Genomic DNA, 16,994 nt, shown 5'->3' on the forward strand with positions numbered 1-16,994 from the left:
GCTGTTTCAGCATTGACGTCAAGCCTGACTGAACATCATTTATATATAGTTTATAGTTTATCTCAAGACACCGAAGGTTTCGCATGACCGGGACAGACGTACTCGACACCGCGATGTCGCTCATCGACTCCGAGCTTGACCTCGCCGTCGCGGACCTTGCCCGGATGGTGGCAACGGACACGAGCTTCCCGCCCGGTGCGGGATATGCCGATTTCGCAGCGCTGATGGAGGATGTGCTCGCCGAGCTGCCGATGCTCACCCGGCGCGTCACGGTACCCCAAGAGCTCTGGCATGTTCCACGCGGGCCCGCTCATGGCGCGCGGGTCAACCTGATCGCCGACATCCCCGGCAGCGGCCCGGTGTGCAGCCTGTATTTCCACACCGATACGGTCTGCGCCGCCTCGGGCTGGCAGACCGATCCCTTCGCGCTGACCGAAAACGACGGCCGGCTCTACGGCCTCGGAGCGGCGGATATGAAGGGTGCCGTCGCGGCCGCGGTGCATGCGCTTCGCGCGGCGCACAAGGCCGGGGTGCCGCTGGCCTACCGCCCGCAGCTGCTGTTGTGTTCGGACGAAGAGGGCGGGCTTTACCCGGGCATCCGCTACCTCGCCGAACAGGGGATGATCGACGGCCATCTGCTCAACTTCAACGGCTCGGCGGGGCCGCGGATCTGGGGCGGTTGCTTCGGCAGCTTCAACCTGCAGGTCACCGTCACCGGCTTCGCCGCCCATGCCGCCGACCGCTCGAAACAGGGCGTCAACGCCATCGAGGCCGCGCTGCCGATGATGCAGGCGGTGCAGGAACTGCGGCCCGCCGTCCTTGCCCGCACCTCGGAGCTGCCGGTGCCGCCGGGTGCCGCGCCGCTCGCCGGGCAGATCGCCGTGACCGTCGCCGCGGGCGGCACCTGCGGCGGGCAGGTGCCGGACCGCTTCGTCTTCGTGGTCTCGCGGCGCTACGCCCCCGAAGAGGATTTCGCGACCGCCCGCGCCGAGATCGAGACGGCGATCCGGGCCGCCTGCCCCGCCGGGGCGGCGCTGGACATCGACCTGATCGGCCACCTGATCCCCACCGCCGATCCCGAGGGGCCGCACACCCCGCGCTGGATCCGGGCGGTGCAGCAGGGCTTCGGATACGCCCCCGGCGACTTTGTCAAATTCGCCGCTGCCAGCGCCTCGGATTCCGGCTACATCCAGCGCGCCGGGGTGTTGCAGGAAGTCAACCTCGGCGGCCTGATCCGACCGGACTCGAACGCGCATGGCGCGCAGGAGCACACCAGCCGTGCCGACCTGTCGGCGCTGGCCAAGACGATCCTCGCCTATCTCGCCGCGGATTTCGCCCCCGATCTCAATCCAGACCTCAACCCAGACAACTAAAGCCCAACAGGAGTTCCCCATGCCCTTCAATCGACGTGCGTTTCTGTCGAGCAGCGTATCGCTGGCCGCCATCGCCAGCATCCTTCCGCAATCCGTCATGGCGCAGGCCGCGCCCGAGGCCGGCGGCACGCTGCGCGTCGCCATCGACCAGGCGGTGAGCGTCATCCACCCGCTGCTGAGCCGGGTGAACCCGGAATACATGGCGGCGGAGCTGATGTATTCGGGCCTGACCCGCCTTGGCCGCGACATGCAGGCCGAGTCCGATCTCGCCCTTGACTGGGACGTCAACGACGACCTGACGGTCTGGACCTTCGTGCTGCGCCCGGACGTCACCTTCCACGACGGCTCGGCCTGCACCGCGGCGGACGTCGTCGCCTCGTTCGAAGCGATCCTCAACCCCGATTTCGCCTCGCCGGGGCGCAACAACGTCGGCCCGATCGCCTCGGTCGAGGCGGTGGACGAGGTGACCGTGCGCTTCACGCTGACCTCGCCCTATGCCGACCTTCCTGTGGCGCTGGCCTACAACAACGCCCGCATCATCCCGGCGTCGGTGATCGAGGGCTCCTTCGACAGCCTGCGCAGCGAAGCCAATGGCACCGGCCCGTTCAAGCTGGTCTCCTACGAGCCCGATCGCCTCATCGTCGTCGAGAAGAACCCGGACTACTACGACCCCGAGCGCCCCTATCTCGATCGCATCGAGATGCATGTCTTCCCCGACCTCGGCGCGCAGGTCTCGTCGCTGATGGCCGGCGACATCGACATGATCGCGACGCTCGCCCCGAACGATTTCCTTCGCCTCGAAGGCCAGGACGGCGTGGATGTGCTGCGGTCGCCGTCGGGCCAGTTCTGCAACGTGAACTTCGGCACCGACATCGCGCCCTTCGACGACCCGCGCGTGCGCCGCGCGCTGGCTCTGACCGTGGACCGCGCGGCCATGGTCGACTTCATGACCGAGGGCTTCGGCGTCAAGGGCAACGACACCCCGTTGAACGAATCCTATCCCTTCTTCGAGGCCCTGCCGCAGCGCGAACAGAACCTCGAGGAGGCGCGCGCGCTGCTCGCCGAGGCCGGCTTCCCCGATGGTTTCGAGGCCGAGCTGATCGCCTCGGACCGCCCGGCGATCCGCGTGCAACTGGCCGTCGCCCTGCGCGAGATGGCCAAGGAAGCGGGCATCACCATCAACGTCACGACGATGCCGCATGCCACCTACCTGGATCAGGTTTGGACCAAGGGCGCCTTCTACGTCGGCTTCTACAACATGCAGCCGACGCCTGACGGCATCCTCAAGCTGCTGTTCACCTCGGACGCCGCCTGGAACGAGACGCGGTGGAACAACACGGCCTTCGACGAGCTCGTCGCCAACGCCCGTGCCACCATCGAGCCCGCCGCCCGCACCAAGCTCTATACCCAGGCGCAGGCGCTGATGAACGAGGAAGTGCCCTCGATCATCCCGGCGTTCTTCGACGTGCTCGGCGCCAAGCGCAGCTGGATGCAGGGCTACGACATCCACCCGCGCGCCTCGGTGTTCCGTCTCGATCACGCCTGGCTCGAAGCCTCGGCGCCGACCCGGGGCTGAACCATTAACTGACCGGCCTGCTCCCACGCGGAGCAGGCCAAAGCACAGGGAAGTTCCGTGTCAGAGAGCTATATCCTCAAGCGCATCGCCTTGATCTTCTACACGCTGTTCGTCGTCTCGATCCTCGTGTTCGGCATCACCCAGATCCTGCCCGCGGATGCCGCCGTCATGATGCTGGGAGAGAATGCCACGCAGGAAGCGCTGAACGCGTTGCGGGAGCAGATGGGCCTCAACGATCCGATCTGGATGCAGTACCTGCATTGGGCCGGCGCGGTGATCCAGGGCGACTTCGGCACCTCGCTGCGCACCGGCCAGCCGGTCGGACCCGCGCTGTTCTCGGCGCTTGGGACTTCGCTCACGCTGGCCGTGCTCGCGCTGGCGCTGATGCTGGTGCTGGCGGTCCCGATGGGGATCATCGCCGCCGTGCGCCGCGGCAAGATCGCCGACGTTGCGGTCGGTTTCGTGTCCTATATCGGCGTCTCGCTGCCCGAGTTCGTCACCGCGACGCTGGCCGTCGTGCTGGTCGCCGACCTCTGGGGCATCCTGCCGCCCGCCGGCTACGTGCCGCTGTCCGAGGACTTCTGGGGCGGCCTGCAACGGCTGGTGCTGCCGGTCTGCGTCGCCTCGGTGATGATGATCGCCCACGTCTCGCGCATGGTGCGCTCGGAGCTCGTGGACGTCATGCACACCGACTACATCCGCGCCGCGCGCCTGAAGGGCCTGACCCGGCGCCGGGTGCTGTTCCGTCACGGGCTGCGCAACGCGCTTCTGCCGACCATCACCATCGTGGCGCTGGATGTCGGCTATCTTCTGGGCGGCATCATCGTGGTCGAAGAGATCTTCTCGATCCCGGGCATAGGCCGCTCGCTGATGTCGGCAATCCAGGCCCGTGACCTGCCGGTCATCCAGGCCGGCGTGATGATCATGGCCGCCACCTATTCCATCGTGAACTTCGCCGCCGACCTCATATATGCCTGGCTCGACAAGAGGATCCAGTATGATTGAGTTTCTGCGCCGCCTGTTGCGGAGCCCGCAGGGAGCGCTGGGATGCCTCATCGTCGGGCTGATCCTGATCGCGGCACTTTTCGGCGGCTATCTCACCCACTACGGACCCGAGGACATGTCTGCCCTCGCCCGCTACAAGGGCCCCTCTGCCGAGCACTGGCTGGGCACCGATCAATATGGCCGCGACATCTTCAGCCGGCTTCTCGACGGCGCGCGCTGGACCGTGCTGATGGCGGTGCTCGCCACGGTGATCGGCACGCTCGGCGGCGCGATCATCGGCACCGGCTCGGCCTATCTGGGCGGGCGCGCGGATGAGTTCATCATGCGCACCAACGATGCCGTGATGGCGATCCCGTCCCTGCTGATGGCGCTAATGGTCGTGTCGCTGCTGGGCTCGAACTCGGTGAACGCGCTGCTGGCCATCGCCATTGCCTTCATGCCCTCGATGGCACGGATCAGCCGCTCCGTGGCGCTGACCGTGCGCAAGCAGGACTACGTCAGCGCGGCCATCGCGCGCGGCGAGCGGGCGAGCTACATCGTGCTGCGTGAAATGCTGCCCAATGTGATCGCGCCGATCGTCGTCGAGATGACCATCCGGGTGTCCTTTGCGGTGATGCTGTTCGCAACCCTGTCGTTCCTCGGCCTCGGCGCACAGCCCCCGGCCACCGACTGGGGCCTGATGGTTTCGGAGGCGCGGCAATACCTGCACCGGTCCTATTGGATCCTGCTGTGGCCGAGCGCCGCCATCGCCCTGACCGCCATCGGCTTCAACCTTCTGGGCGACGGGCTGCGCGATGCCCTGAACCCCCGCACCTGAGGACCGGACATGACACAGACAACCAAGGTGCTCCGGGTCGAGGACTACTCGCTGGCCTATGAAGTCAAGGGCGGCGCGGTGCAGGTGCTCAACGGCATCGACCTGGCCATCGACCGCGGCGAGATCCTCGGGCTGGTGGGCGAAAGCGGGTCGGGCAAGTCGAGCATGGCAAGCGCCATCATGCGCCACCTTGCCGGCAATGCCCGCGAGAATGCCGGAGCCATCTTCCTCGGGCAGACCGACCTGCGAGCGCAATCCGAACGGCAGATGTCGGACATCCGCGGCAGCCGGGTCTCGATGGTGTTCCAGGATCCGGCGACCTCGCTCAACCCCACGCTCCGGCTTGGGGAACAGCTGGCCGAAGTGCTGGTCCGGCACCAGAAGCTCTCGCCGGCGCAGGCCTGGGCCGAGGGCGAGGAGCGCCTCGCGCATGTCGGGCTCAAGACCCCGCGCGAGATGATGCAGCGCATGCCGCACGAGGTGTCGGGCGGCGAGAAGCAGCGCGTGGTCATTGCCACCGCCTTTGCCTGCAACCCCGAGCTCATCATCTTCGACGAGCCGACCACGGCTCTCGATGTGATCACCGCCCGGCAGATCCTCGACCTCTTTGCCGGCCTCCAGCAAGAGACCGGCGTGGCCTCGCTCTATATCTCGCACGATCTGGCGCTGCTGTCGCAGACCGCCGACCGGGTCGCCGTCCTGCAAAAGGGGGTGATCGTCGAGGAGGGTGAAACCGGCGCGCTGTTCCGCGCCCCCCGCCATGCCTACACGAAGGCGTTGATCGCCGCCGCGCCGCAACCCGAGCGGCGGCTCGTCAAACCGCTGGAGGCGGCACAGAAGCCGTTGGTCTCGGTGCGCGACGTGACCGTGAGCTATGGCCGCAAATCGCCGATCGACAGGCTGGTGCGCCGCGAGTCCCCGATCGTCGTGGGCAGCCGCGCGGTGACGCTGGACCTTCGCCCCGGCGAGGTGCTGGGCATCGTCGGCGAAAGCGGCTCGGGAAAATCGACGCTGGCCAAGGCGATGACCGGCCTCAACCGCTTCGAGGGGCTGATCGAGATCGACGGCAAGCCGGTGCGCGGTCTTTCCGACATGGATGCGGACTACCGGCGCGACGTGCAGATCATCTTCCAGCATCCCGACGCCTCGCTGAACCCGCGCCAGCGGATCTCCGAGATCCTCACCCGGCCGATCAGGCTCTATGGCAAGGGACAGGGCAGCGCCCGTGACCGGATCGCCGCGATGCTCGAGCGCGTGCGCCTTCCGGCGAGCTACATCGACCGCTACCCGCACGAGCTGTCGGGCGGCGAGAAGCAGCGCATCGCCATCGCCCGCGCCTTCCTGTCGAACCCCCGGCTGGTGATCTGCGACGAGATCACATCGGCGCTGGACGTCTCGGTGCAGGCCTCGGTGATCGAGCTTCTGATGGAGCTGCATCGCGACACCGGCGCGGCCTATGTCTTCATCACCCACGACATCAACCTGGTGCGCCAGATCGCGCATCGGATCGCGGTGATGTACCGCGGCGACCTGGTCGAGATCGCCGACGCCGAAAGCATCACCGACCCCGGGCGCGCGCCCTACACGCGCCAATTGCTGGAGGCGGTCACTCCCCCCGCCTCGACCCACAGCGCATAACTCCAAGGACAGACTGATGGACCGCACTACGCTGCTCGACAGCATCGACGCCAAGGATGCCAAGGATGCCACCGACTTCGTGTCGATGATGATCAAGCACAAGACCTACTCCGAGACCGAGGGCGAAACCGTTCTGGTCAAACGCATGGTCGAGGAAATGGGCGCGATCGGCGTCGACGCCTACATCCACGGCTTCGGCGAGAAGGGCCGCAGCAATGCCATCGGCGTGCTGAAGGGCACCGGCGGCGGCCACAGCCTGATGTACAACGGCCATCTCGACACCAACCCGGTGACCGAGGGCTGGACCGTCGATCCCTGGGGCGGGCTGGTGGATGACAAGTTCATCTACGGCATCGGCGTCTCGAACATGAAGTCTTCGAACGCCGCCTTCTTCTGCGCGGTCCGGGCGCTGCAGGCGGCTGGCGTGAAGCTCAAGGGCGACGTCATCCTGACCTATGTGGTCGGCGAATTGCAGGGCGGCGTCGGCACCGAGGCACTGCTGCGCGACGGCATCCGTGCCGACTATTTCGTCAATGGCGAACCCAGCGACCTTGTCGCGGTGACCATGCACAGCGCCGCGCTCAAGTTCCAGATCGAGCTGACCGGCGACACCCGCCACCTGTCGAAGCGCGAGGAAGCGGTCGATGCGCTTGTCGCGGGCTGCGATCTCGTGGGGCGGCTGAACGCCATGACCTTCTCGGGCGCGCAGAGCCCGGAGCACGCTTCGGTCAACCGCTGCCATGTCGGCGTGTTCAAGGCCGCCCTCGGCCGCGAATTGGAGGAATGGCGCCCTCCGCAAGTGGCGGATTTCTGCGTGCTGAAAGGCTCGTCGCGCTATGCGCCGGGCCAGACCCGCGACGGCGTGCTGGCCGACATGGAGCTTGAACTGACGGCGCTGCGCGCGCGCTACCCGGGCCTCAAGACCAAGCTGATCTCGATGGACACGATGGAAGAGCAGGGCCTGTCGCTGATGCCGCCCTACGAGGTGCGCCGCGACAGCGCCATCGTCGGCGCGATCAACGCCGCCTATGAGGCCGTGCGCGGCGAGCCGCAGCCGACCGGCGCCATCACCCCGACGCGGTTCTATGGCTCGGACGCCGGGCACCTCTACGAACTGGGCGGCATGGAGGGCATCGTCTGCGGCAGCGGCGGGCGCTACAACACCATGCCGGACGAGCGCGTGGACATTGCCGACTACCTCGACCTGATCAAGATCTACATGCTCACGATCATGGACATCTGCGGCGTCGACGATGGCAACTGAGATCCCCGCCGAATACCTCTGGCGGATCGAGAAGGCCCGCGCCGCGATGGCCGAGGCGGGTTGCGACCTGCTGGTCCTCGACAGTGGCGAGAGCCTTGCGTGGGTCTCGGGCTACAGCGTTTCCGAGACGATGTATCGCGCGGTGTTCCTCCCGCGCGAGGGTGCGCCGTGGTTCGTGCTGCGCCAGCTTGATGCCGAACCCTGCCGCGAGGGCGGCTGGATCACCGATGTCGTCGGCTACCCCGACACCGCCTGCCCCGAGCAGGTGATGGCACGCGAGCTCGAGCGCCGGGGCTTCGGCGCGGCGCGCATCGCGGTCGACTTCAATTCGATCAGCTGGAACCCGGCCCGGATGGCCGCGCTGGGGGACGCGCTGCCGCAGCTGCAGTTCCGCAACCTCGAGGGGCTGACCGACGCGCTGCGCTGGGTGAAGTCGGACCACGAGATAAGCAGGCTGGCCGAGATTGAACCGCCCCGGGTTTACCGGAGAGTTTCTGGTTCATTGATTAGGCCGCTTTTTCAGCAGCGTTCAAGTTTTCGTAGAATGCCTCCTCTGCTTCGTGCGGCGTGATGTATCCTATGGCGCTGTGCAGGCGGGTGTTGTTATACCAGTCGACCCATTTCAGGGTTTCCCATTCGACCTGACCAACGGACTTCCAGGGGCCGAGGAACTTGATGACCTCGGTCTTGAACAGACCGATGATGCTTTCTGCCAGGGCGTTGTCATAGGAATCGCCGACGCTGCCGACTGAGGTGTCGATGCCTGCCTCGGCGAGCCGCTCGGTGTATCGGATCGACAGGTATTGGCTGCCGCGGTCGCTGTGGTGGATCAGCTTGTCAGCCTCGGACGGCGCCCGCTGGCAGATGGCCTGGTTCAGGGCATCAAGGACGAAACCGGTGGTCATCGAGGTCGAGACGCGCCAGCCTACGATCTTGCGGGCAAAGACGTCGATGATGAAGGCCACGTAGACCATGCCCTGCCAGCTTGAGACATAGGTGAAATCGCTGACCCAGAACTGGTTCGGCATGTCTGCCGCGAAAACGCGGTTCACCTTGTCGTCCGGGCAAGGCTGGGCCGCATCGGGGTTGGTCGTGATGACCTTCTTCCCGCGGACAACGCCCTGTAATCCCATCACCTTCATCAGCCGCTCCACCGTGCAGCGAGCGATGTCGCGCCCTTCACGGCGCAGTTGGTGTCAGACCTTGCGCGCGCCATATCGTCCCCGCCTGCCATCGAAGACCTGCCTGATCGCTGCCATGTCCTGCCGATCCTGGCGGACCCGGCCCGATGCCAGCTCCGGATCGCGCTCCACCGCCTTGAAGACATAATACGTCGATGATGCGATCCCCAGAACCCGGCAGATCGGCCCGACACCAAAGACGCCACGATGATCGTCGATGAACGCGATCATTTGCGGAATGGGCGGTCGAGCTCCGCCGCAGCGAAATATGCGCTGGCCTTCTTCAGGATCTCGTTGGCTTGCCTGAGTTCACGGTTCTCACGCTCCAGGGCCTTGATCCGTGCTTTCTCCTCGCTCGTCGGTCCGGACAGTTCGCCTGCATCACGCGCGGCCCGCCGACACCAGTCCCGCAGGCTGAAAGTCGAACAGCCCAGCTTCGAGGCAATTGCTCGGTAGGCGGCACTGTCGCTGCTGTAATCAGAGCGATGTTCGCGGAAGAGCCGAACGCCGCGCGCGCGGAACTCGGCCGTGTAGCTCGGGCTGTGTTTCTTGTCTGTCATGAGGCTCACCTCTTGAGAGTTTTACTCTCCGGTAAACCCGGGGCGGTTAAAACGTCACCCCGGCCGACGTCTACTTCGGTCGCGCCAAAGCCATCTTAGCCGAACGAAGGAGGATCAAGTCCGACACCATCCGCCAGCGCCGCTTGCTCAACCGAACTCAGGCGGCCTAACCTCGAACAGTATGAGCCAGACCCTCCTGACCGGCTGAGCATTCCGGGTCCCAAATTATTTGATGACGGACAGTCCTTAGAAATAAGCCACACGTAGCCTTCAGCCGAGCGCCTCAAGCCGGGTCTTTCGGGGTGATAGCCAAGAAACGTATCGCTCACGACCGCCCATTGGATGTTCTTCACGCGGCAATAGGATTCCGCTCTGGCCGGCGCACTCGCAAATATCTGTGACGTGCTGCATCCTTGCGCGCGTGAGGGAGGGAGACACAATGACCACGATCCGAGGCGAGGACATCACCGAAACGATTCGCGCAGCGCTTCAGTACATCGCGGTCTACCACGCGCCGGACTACATGCGACGCCTCACCGAGGCTTATCGGAGCGAGGAGAGTCCCGCAGCACGGGACGCGATCGGCCAGATCCTGCAAAGTGCGCGGATGGCGGCGCTCGGCCACCGCCCTGTCTGCCAGGACACCGGAATGGTGACGGTCTTCGCGCGCCTCGGTCAGTCGGTGACGATCTCCGGCGACCGGACATTGGAGCAGTGCATCAACGAAGGTGTCCGCCTTGCCTATCTCGACGAGGGTAATCCGCTGCGCGCCTCGATGGTGTCCGACCCGATCTTCGCCCGGCGCAACACCCGCGACAACACCCCGGCCGTGACACACGTGGAGAGCTGTCTTGGTGACAGGCTCGAGCTGATGGTGGCCGCGAAGGGCGGAGGCTCGGAGAACAAGGCACGCTATGCCATGCTCAACCCCGCTGCCTCGGTCGCCGACTGGGTTGTTGAGACCGTCGAGGGCTTGGGTGCAGGCTGGTGCCCACCCGGGGTGATCTCGGTCGGTGTTGGCGGCAGCGCCGAGAAGGCCATGCTGCTTTCCAAGCGCGCGCTGATGGACGAGATCGACATGCACGACCTGCTGGAGCGCGGCCCCGCAACACCCGAGGAGGAGTTGAGGGTCGAACTCTATCGGCGGATCAACGCCCTGGGGATCGGCGCGCAGGGGCTCGGCGGGCTGACCACGGTGGTCGACGCGAAGGTCACGTCCTACCCGACTCATGCCGCATCGAAGCCGGTGGCGCTGATGCCGCAATGCGCGGCAAACCGGCACGCCAAGGTGACGCTCACCGGCGAGGGTCCGGTCTACCTCGATCCACCCGACCTCTCGCTTTGGCCCGAGATCGACGGCAGCGCGTCTGACAGGACCCTGCGCCGGGTGAATGTCGACACGCTAACCAAGGAGGAAATGGCCCAGTGGCAGCCCGGAGAGTTGCTGCTGCTGAGCGGGCACATCCTCACGGGGCGCGATGCCGCTCACCGGCGTATCAGCGAGATCCTCACGCGGGGTGAGACGTTACCCTTCTCACTGCAGGGCCGGGTTATTTACTACGTCGGGCCGGTTGATCCGGTCGGCTCCGAGGTGGTGGGCCCCGCCGGGCCGACCACCTCGACCCGGATGGACAGCTACACGCAGATGATGCTCGACCAGGGGCTGCTGTCGATGATCGGCAAGGCAGAGCGCGGGCCCGATGCAGTCGAGCGCATCGCTGCAGCCGGCGCGACCTACCTCATCGCCGTGGGCGGCGCGGCGGTTTTGGTATCGCGGGCGATCCGGGGCGCGCGCATGGTCGCCTTCGAGGACCTCGGCATGGAGGCGGTCCGCGAGTTCGAGATCCGTGACATGCCGGTGACCGTGGCGGTGGACAGCACCGGGCAATCGGTACACCGGCTCGGCCCGGCGCGCTGGCGCCGAAACCCCGCGCCTGCCGAAAGCTGAACCGACCCTCCGCGCGTCAACCGGAGGGGCCATAGACTGAACATATGGCCCCCATGACAAACCCGTATTTCCGCTGATCCGCCGCGATGCGGCAGTCTGCAGACCAGGGCGCCCCCGGGCGCAGGTAAGCCGACGGAAGGAGAGCGCGTTGCTTCAGCACGTTGAAGAAGACTTTCAGGACATTCGCGATGCAGTGCGCGCGCTCTGCGCCCAGTTTCCCGACGAGTACCACCGCAAGATCGACGAGGCCCGCGGCTATCCGGAAGAGTTCGTCGACGCGCTGACCAAAGCCGGCTGGATGGCCGCGCTGATCCCCGAGGAATACGGCGGCTCGGGACTGGGGCTGACAGAGGCCTCGGTGATCATGGAGGAGATCAACCGCGCTGGCGGCAACTCCGGCGCCTGCCACGGCCAGATGTACAACATGAACACGCTCGTGCGGCATGGTTCCGAGGAGCAGCGCCGCCGCATCCTGCCCAAGCTGGCCTCGGGCGAGCTGCGCCTGCAATCCATGGGGGTGACCGAGCCGACCACCGGCACCGACACCACCAAGATCAAGACCACCGCCATCAAGAAGGGCGACCGCTATGTGATCAACGGGCAGAAGGTTTGGATCAGCCGGGTGCAGCACTCCGATCTGATGATCCTGCTCGCCCGCACCACGCCTCTTTCGGAGGTGAAGAAGAAATCCGAGGGGCTGTCGATCTTCCTCGTCGACATCAAGGAGGCGATGGGCTCGGGCATGGAGGTCCGCCCGATCCCCAACATGGTCAACCACGAGACCAATGAGCTCTTCTTCGACAACCTCGAGATCCCCGAGGAGAACCTGATCGGCGAAGAGGGCAAGGGCTTCAAGTACATCCTCACCGGGCTCAACGCCGAGCGCACGCTGATCGCGGCAGAATGCATCGGTGACGGCTACTGGTTCATCGACCGGGTTGCGAAATACGTCGGCGAGCGCACCGTTTTCGGCCGTCCCATCGGTCAGAACCAGGGCGTGCAGTTCCCCATCGCGGAAAGCTATATCGAGGTCGAGGCCGCCAACCTCATGCGCTACAAGGCCTGCGCGCTCTTCGACGAGGGGAAGCCCTGCGGCGCCGAGGCCAACATGGCCAAGTATCTCGCAGCGAAGGCCAGCTGGGAGGCGGCCAACGCCTGCATCCAGTTCCACGGCGGCTTCGGCTTCGCCTGCGAGTACGACGTCGAGCGCAAGTTCCGCGAAACGCGCCTCTATCAGGTCGCGCCGATCTCGACCAACCTCATCCTGTCCTATGTCGCCGAGCACGTGCTCGGCCTGCCGCGGAGCTTCTGATGACCCTCCCCCTTGCCGGCCTGAAGGTCGTTGCCGTCGAGCAGGCGGTGGCGGCGCCTTTCGCCACCTCGCGTCTTGCCGATGCCGGCGCCGAGGTGATCAAGATCGAACGTCCCGAGGGTGACTTCGCGCGCGGCTACGATGCCGTCGCAGCGGGGCAATCGAGCTATTTCGTCTGGCTCAACCGCGGCAAGACCTCGGTCGCGCTCGACCTGCGGTCCGATGGTGGACGCGCGGAACTGGCGCGGCTACTCAAGGATGCCGACGTGCTGGTCCAGAACCTCAAGCGCGGCGCACTTGGCCGACTGGGCTTCACACCCGAGCGCCTCGCCCGCGACTACCCGAAGCTGATAACCTGCTCGATCACCGGCTATGGCGAGGGTGGTCCCATGGCAGACCGCAAGGCCTACGATCTGCTGATCCAGGCGGAGTCGGGGCTCTGCTCGATCACCGGCGGCCCGTCGGAACCAGCGCGCGTTGGCATGTCCATCGTCGATGTCGCCACCGGCGCCACCGCCCATGCCGCCATTCTCGAGGCGCTGATCGCGCGAGGGATCACCGGAAAGGGCACGGCGATCACCATCTCCATGTTCGACGTCATGGCGGAATGGATGACCGTGCCGCTGCTCAACCACGAGGGCGGTAAGACCCCGCGCCGCGTCGGTATGGCGCATCCTTCGATCTCGCCCTACAGCGCCTTCGAGACCCGCGACGGCCAGCTCATTCTCATCTCGGTCCAGAGCGACAGGGAATGGCAGATGCTGTGCGAGCACTTCCTGCAGCGCCCCGAGCTTGGACGCGATCCGCGCTTTGCCACCAACGTTGCGCGGGTGGCCAACCGTTCCGAGACCGATGGCCTCGTCGTCGAGGCCTTCGCCCGGATGAGCCACGACGAGGCTATGGCCGCGCTGGACAGGGCGGATGTGGCCATGGCATCGGTGAACGATATGGCAGGGCTTTCAACCCATCCCCACCTGCGGCGCATCGAGGTCGACACGCCCAACGGGCCGGTGTCCTACCCTGCACCTGCCCCGCGCGTTGCCGGAGAAACCCGCAGCTACGGTCCGGTGCCGGGCCTTGCCAGCGCCGCATCTCGAGACGGAGAATTGAGCATGAGCGAAACCATGACCGATCCGGAAATCGACATCGACGCCCTTCGTCGCTGGATCGGCCGGACCGAGACCCGCTCGGAACTGCTCACGCCTGCGTTTGCCGAACGTTTCAACGCCACCTTCGGGCGCAACGGGCCACTCGACAACGGCGCCGAGGCTCCCCTGCTGATCCACCTCTGCCTCACCCAACCAGCTGTGCCCGCAGGCGAACTCGGCCCGGATGGACATCCCACGCGCGGAGGCTTTCTGCCGCCGGTTCCGCTGCCCCGTCGCATGTGGGCCGGCGGTGCCTTCACCTTCCACCGTCCGCTGCGCCTCGGCGCGACGGTTACGCGGCTTTCGACCATCCGCGACGCAGTGCTCAAGCGTGGCCGCACCGGCCCGCTCTGTTTCGTCACCGTCGAGCACGAGATTTCAGACGGCGATGGCCCCGCGGTCACCGAGCGCCAGGACATCGTCTATCGCGGTGTCGATACCGGAGCGCCAAAGGCCGAGCCCGACGCCGCCGCGCCCGGCGCGCACCGCAAGGAGATTGCAGCAGATCCCGTACTCCTGTTCCGCTACTCCGCGCTCACCTTCAACGGCCATCGCATCCACTATGACCAGCCCTATGTCACCGGTGAGGAAGGCTACCCCGGGCTGATCGTGCACGGCCCGCTGCAGGCGACGCTGCTGGCCCAATATGCCGCCGACCTGCGTGGCGCGATGCCTTCCGAATTCCGCTTCCGAAGTCTGTCCCCGCTTTTCGACACGGCGGACTTCGCGCTGAACGCGCAGGACACCGCGGAAGGCATGAGCCTCTGGACCTCGCGGCCGCGTGGGCCCGTCGCGATGGAGGCAATCGCCCGATGGTAAGCATCGAGACGCTCCGCGCCCCGCTCTTCGTGCCCGCCGACCGCCCCGACCGCTTCGCCAAGGCGGCGGCCTCGGGCGCCTGCGCGGTGGTCCTCGACCTCGAGGACGCCGTGGCGGTGGAGGCCAAGGACGCGGCCCGCGCCGCCCTCGCCTGCGATTTCACCGATCTTCCCGTCCTGGTCCGGGTCAACCCCGCCGCCACGCCATGGCACACGGCGGACGTCGAGGCCGCCGCCGCCCTCCCCTTTGCCGCAGTCATGCTGCCCAAGGCGGAATGCCCGGATGCCGTCGCCGAGGTCGCGCAGCGGGCGGGCCGTCCGATCCTGCCGCTGATCGAAAGCGCACGCGGGCTTGCCGCCGCGCGCGAGATCGCCGCCTGTACGGACGTGCCACGCCTCGCCTTTGGGTCGATCGACTTTTGCGCCGACATCGGATGCGAGCACCTGCGCGACACTCTGCGCTCGGTGCGGCTCGAACTGGTCATCGCCTCGCGCCTCGCCGGGATCGCCGCGCCGATCGACGGTATCACCACCGACCTCTCGGACCCCGAAATCACCGAAGACGACAGCCGCCATGCCCGCAGCCTCGGCATGACCGGGAAGCTCTGCATCCACCCGCGGCAGATCGCACCGATCCGGGTCGGTTTTGCCCCGACCGCCGCCGAAAGGGACTGGGCCGCGCGCGTGCTGGCCTCGGGGGACGGGGCGGTTGCTGTGGATGGCGCCATGGTCGACGAGCCGGTGCGCCTGCGCGCCCGCGCCATTCTGGCGAACGCGGACTGAGTTCAGCCTGGCAGCTTACGCAGGACCCGGACCATGTGCGGCTGGGTGAGCTGGTAGGGCGCCTCGTCGCCGGGGGTCTCGGCCCAGTGCAGGAAGTCCCGGGTCACGGCCTCGGTATCAGCGTCGATGAGGGCCTGGCGCGCAGGGTCCGCGGCGCAGAGATAGGTGATAAAGGCGTCTACGGACGCGAAGCGGCTGATCCGGTCAAGCTGCACATCCTCCACGGTCTCGCAGCGCTGACCCGCACCGAAGCGATCCAGCGCCGCGCGCGCCTGCGCGCGCACCTCCGTTTCGTCGTCAACCCGGCGCATCGCCTCGAAGAAGCTGCCCCGGGCCAGCGGCTCTACGACCACAAGAACGCCGTCCGGCCGCAGCAGGCGCCATGCCTCCGCGAGCCCGGCGTCCATCATCCCCTCCGGAACATGGTGCAGAGAATTCAGAAAGACCGCCGCGCCGAAGCTGCCCGCCCGCGCGGGGATGGCCTCGGCCCCCGCCTGCAGAAACTCGGCCCCCGGTGCCCGGCCCCGGGCGATCTCCAGCGTTTCTGCTTGCGGGTCCACACCGGTGACGGCGTAGCCGCGACGCACCAGCGCCGCTGCGAGATCACCCCTGCCGCAGCCAATGTCGATGACGCGGCGCACCTCCTCGGCGGCAAGCACACCGAGGATCTTGGCCGTTACGACGCTGGTCTCGGGCGTCGCCCCCTGCCCCGTCGCCTGGCGGGTCGCGTCGAGCATCTTGCGGCTTGGCATGGGTCTTCTCCTCTGGCCTGGGGGTACCGGGACGGGATGCAGGATCAGACAGTTCTGCCGCCGTCGACCTCAAGGATCACGCCGGTGATGAAATCCGCCTCGTCCGAACCGAGATAGAGCGCGGCATTGGCGACGTCGCGCGGTTCGGAGAAGCGACCCATGGGGATCGTCGCGAGGAACTTCTGCCGGTTTTCTGGGGTGTCAGGCATGCCCATGAATTGTTCGAGCAGCCCGGTGACCCCCATGACCGGCGCAATGCCGCAGACCCTGATCTTGTCCGGCGCCAGCTCGACCGCTAGGGACTTCGTCATGATGTTCACTGCGCCCTTGGACGAGTTGTACCATGTCAGGCCGGGCCGCGGACGGATGCCCGCCACCGATCCGACATTGAGCATCACGCCGCCACCCTGCTTGCGCCAGAGCGGCACGCAGGTCTTGGTCATGTGGAAGACCGACAGCACGTTGATGTCGTAGATCCGCCGGAAAGTTTCTTCGTCGGTTTCCATCAGCGGCCGGTTCGGGTTGGTCCAGCCGGCGTTGTTGACCACGATGTCCAGACTGCCGAAGGCCTCGATGGTCTGCGCCACCGCCGCCTCGACCTGGTCGGACTTGGACACGTCGCAGGTGACCGCGATGGCGTTCGGCCCGAGTTCCTCGGCCACGGCGCGGGCGCCATCGGCGTTGAGGTCGGCCACGGCGACTTTGGCCCCCTCGCGGATATAGACCTCGGCGATGCCCTTGCCGAAGCCCGAGGCCGCGCCGGTGATCATAGTTGTCTTGCCCTGAAGTCTCACTTTCATTCTCCTAGCCATGTCTTTC

General features: G+C 66.3%; 13 protein-coding genes, 1 pseudogene and 1 other annotated feature. Of the genes and pseudogenes, 11 read left to right on the forward strand and 3 right to left on the reverse strand.

The features are described 5' to 3' along the window. Positions 1 to 83: 83 nt before the first annotated feature. The 7 genes from ACXAD2_RS00685 to ACXAD2_RS00715 are packed head-to-tail and all read left to right on the forward strand — an operon-like array spanning position 84 to position 8,244. A complete protein-coding gene (locus ACXAD2_RS00685) occupies positions 84 to 1,373 on the forward strand; it encodes a M20 family metallopeptidase (protein ID WP_475165552.1) in 1,290 nt (429 codons plus the stop codon). 19 nt (positions 1,374 to 1,392) lie between these two features. Next, positions 1,393 to 2,949, forward strand: a complete 1,557-nt coding sequence (locus ACXAD2_RS00690) for an ABC transporter substrate-binding protein (RefSeq protein WP_475165555.1) — start codon at positions 1,393 to 1,395, stop codon at positions 2,947 to 2,949. Positions 2,950 to 3,006: 57 nt separating this feature from the next. Further along, positions 3,007 to 3,954, forward strand: coding sequence for an ABC transporter permease (locus tag ACXAD2_RS00695; protein ID WP_475165557.1), 948 nt, complete (start codon positions 3,007 to 3,009; stop codon positions 3,952 to 3,954). Beyond that, entirely contained in the window at positions 3,947 to 4,771 is an 825-nt protein-coding gene (locus ACXAD2_RS00700) for an ABC transporter permease (protein WP_475165561.1), read from the forward strand. The genes ACXAD2_RS00695 and ACXAD2_RS00700 overlap by 8 nt, the downstream gene beginning before the upstream one ends. 9 nt (positions 4,772 to 4,780) lie before the next feature. Further along, positions 4,781 to 6,409, forward strand: a complete 1,629-nt coding sequence (locus ACXAD2_RS00705; protein WP_475165565.1) for a dipeptide ABC transporter ATP-binding protein — start codon at positions 4,781 to 4,783, stop codon at positions 6,407 to 6,409. A 16-nt stretch (positions 6,410 to 6,425) separates the two neighbouring features. Next, on the forward strand, positions 6,426 to 7,673 hold the full coding sequence (locus tag ACXAD2_RS00710; RefSeq protein WP_475165567.1) for a M20 family metallopeptidase: 1,248 nt from the start codon (positions 6,426 to 6,428) through the stop codon (positions 7,671 to 7,673). Further along, positions 7,663 to 8,244, forward strand: a complete 582-nt coding sequence (locus ACXAD2_RS00715) for an aminopeptidase P family N-terminal domain-containing protein (protein ID WP_475165573.1) — start codon at positions 7,663 to 7,665, stop codon at positions 8,242 to 8,244. The genes ACXAD2_RS00710 and ACXAD2_RS00715 overlap by 11 nt, the downstream gene beginning before the upstream one ends. Here ACXAD2_RS00715 and ACXAD2_RS00720 read toward each other — a convergent pair. Then, a pseudogene (locus tag ACXAD2_RS00720) lies at positions 8,180 to 9,414 on the reverse strand (IS3 family transposase). The gene ACXAD2_RS00715 and the pseudogene ACXAD2_RS00720 sit on opposite strands and share 65 nt — an antisense overlap. After that, positions 9,011 to 9,127 (reverse strand) — a sequence feature (AL1L pseudoknot). (Overlaps the previous pseudogene by 117 nt.) 439 nt (positions 9,415 to 9,853) lie before the next feature. Between ACXAD2_RS00720 and ACXAD2_RS00725 the strand changes: the two are divergent. From ACXAD2_RS00725 to ACXAD2_RS00740, 4 genes are all read left to right on the forward strand, one after another. After that, on the forward strand, positions 9,854 to 11,362 hold the full coding sequence (locus ACXAD2_RS00725; protein ID WP_475165576.1) for a fumarate hydratase: 1,509 nt from the start codon (positions 9,854 to 9,856) through the stop codon (positions 11,360 to 11,362). Positions 11,363 to 11,510: 148 nt separating this feature from the next. Next, a complete protein-coding gene (locus ACXAD2_RS00730; RefSeq protein ID WP_475165577.1) occupies positions 11,511 to 12,674 on the forward strand; it encodes an acyl-CoA dehydrogenase family protein in 1,164 nt (387 codons plus the stop codon). Beyond that, positions 12,674 to 14,641 (forward strand): CoA transferase, encoded by a 1,968-nt coding sequence (locus ACXAD2_RS00735; RefSeq protein ID WP_475165579.1) that lies wholly within the window; start codon positions 12,674 to 12,676, stop codon positions 14,639 to 14,641. Before ACXAD2_RS00730 ends, ACXAD2_RS00735 begins: the two co-directional genes overlap by 1 nt. Further along, positions 14,635 to 15,423: an HpcH/HpaI aldolase/citrate lyase family protein gene (locus tag ACXAD2_RS00740; protein WP_475165580.1), complete on the forward strand. Its 789-nt coding sequence runs from the start codon at positions 14,635 to 14,637 to the stop codon at positions 15,421 to 15,423. The genes ACXAD2_RS00735 and ACXAD2_RS00740 overlap by 7 nt, the downstream gene beginning before the upstream one ends. 2 nt (positions 15,424 to 15,425) lie before the next feature. Here the strand turns inward: ACXAD2_RS00740 and ACXAD2_RS00745 are convergent, their stop codons facing one another. Beyond that, entirely contained in the window at positions 15,426 to 16,175 is a 750-nt protein-coding gene (locus ACXAD2_RS00745; protein ID WP_475165582.1) for a class I SAM-dependent methyltransferase, read from the reverse strand. A 44-nt stretch (positions 16,176 to 16,219) separates the two neighbouring features. Beyond that, the gene (locus ACXAD2_RS00750; RefSeq protein WP_475166046.1) at positions 16,220 to 16,969 is read right to left on the reverse strand and encodes an SDR family oxidoreductase; all 750 of its coding nucleotides are present in this window, start codon (positions 16,967 to 16,969) and stop codon (positions 16,220 to 16,222) included. Between the last annotated feature and the right edge of the window lie 25 nt (positions 16,970 to 16,994).

It is taken from the genome of Salipiger sp. ABN3_019, from assembly GCF_056158605.1.

Coding starts and splice junctions, on each gene's coding strand:
- ACXAD2_RS00685 (WP_475165552.1), top strand. CDS start 84: ATGACCGGGACAGACGTACTCGACACCGCGATGTCGCTCATCGACTCC.
- ACXAD2_RS00690 (WP_475165555.1), top strand. CDS start 1,393: ATGCCCTTCAATCGACGTGCGTTTCTGTCGAGCAGCGTATCGCTGGCC.
- ACXAD2_RS00700 (WP_475165561.1), top strand. CDS start 3,947: ATGATTGAGTTTCTGCGCCGCCTGTTGCGGAGCCCGCAGGGAGCGCTG.
- ACXAD2_RS00705 (WP_475165565.1), top strand. CDS start 4,781: ATGACACAGACAACCAAGGTGCTCCGGGTCGAGGACTACTCGCTGGCC.
- ACXAD2_RS00710 (WP_475165567.1), top strand. CDS start 6,426: ATGGACCGCACTACGCTGCTCGACAGCATCGACGCCAAGGATGCCAAG.
- ACXAD2_RS00715 (WP_475165573.1), top strand. CDS start 7,663: ATGGCAACTGAGATCCCCGCCGAATACCTCTGGCGGATCGAGAAGGCC.
- ACXAD2_RS00725 (WP_475165576.1), top strand. CDS start 9,854: ATGACCACGATCCGAGGCGAGGACATCACCGAAACGATTCGCGCAGCG.
- ACXAD2_RS00735 (WP_475165579.1), top strand. CDS start 12,674: ATGACCCTCCCCCTTGCCGGCCTGAAGGTCGTTGCCGTCGAGCAGGCG.
- ACXAD2_RS00740 (WP_475165580.1), top strand. CDS start 14,635: ATGGTAAGCATCGAGACGCTCCGCGCCCCGCTCTTCGTGCCCGCCGAC.
- ACXAD2_RS00745 (WP_475165582.1), bottom strand. CDS start 16,175: ATGCCAAGCCGCAAGATGCTCGACGCGACCCGCCAGGCGACGGGGCAG.